The sequence below is a fragment of the Lentilactobacillus diolivorans DSM 14421 genome (assembly GCF_001434255.1).
GTDB classification, from domain to species: domain Bacteria; phylum Bacillota; class Bacilli; order Lactobacillales; family Lactobacillaceae; genus Lentilactobacillus; species Lentilactobacillus diolivorans.
This window is the reverse complement of sequence record NZ_AZEY01000086.1, coordinates 1-407: the sequence shown is the minus strand read 5'-3', so window position 1 is coordinate 407 and position 407 is coordinate 1. Positions and strand designations below refer to the sequence as shown.

The 407-nt window shown below is 45.2% G+C and carries 1 protein-coding gene; it reads right to left on the bottom strand.

What is annotated here, in order from left to right; genetic code table 11:
• A partial coding sequence (locus FC85_RS09540; protein ID WP_057865308.1) for a recombinase family protein occupies positions 1–407 on the bottom strand: 407 nt, incomplete at both ends.

Below are 407 nucleotides of genomic sequence, written 5' to 3'. Positions count from 1 at the left end.
CGGGACACATCAATGTCACTCATGCCAGCTCGATAAAGCTTAAAAGCATGTTGCAAGCGGGGATCGTCTTGGGTGTATTGGGGTTTGCGGCCATGATATTTACCCTGCTGTTTGGCGAGGGCAATCCCTTGTTGCTGACGCTCGATGATTCGCTTACGTTCGCTTTCAGCCTGATACTTATACAGTTCAATGATGAGGTTAGTCATGAGTTGACGTAAATTTGGGTCAGCGATTCCTGTCATGGACGGCAAATTTAACACATCTAGGGTGGCCCCTTTATTCTGAATGGTGTTCATGATCTTAGTTAAATCCTGGTTGTTTCTGCCTAAGCGATCTAATTCAGTGACCATTACAATATCACCCTCACGAATATAGGCCAGCATTTTTTGCAGTTCTGGCCGATTAGT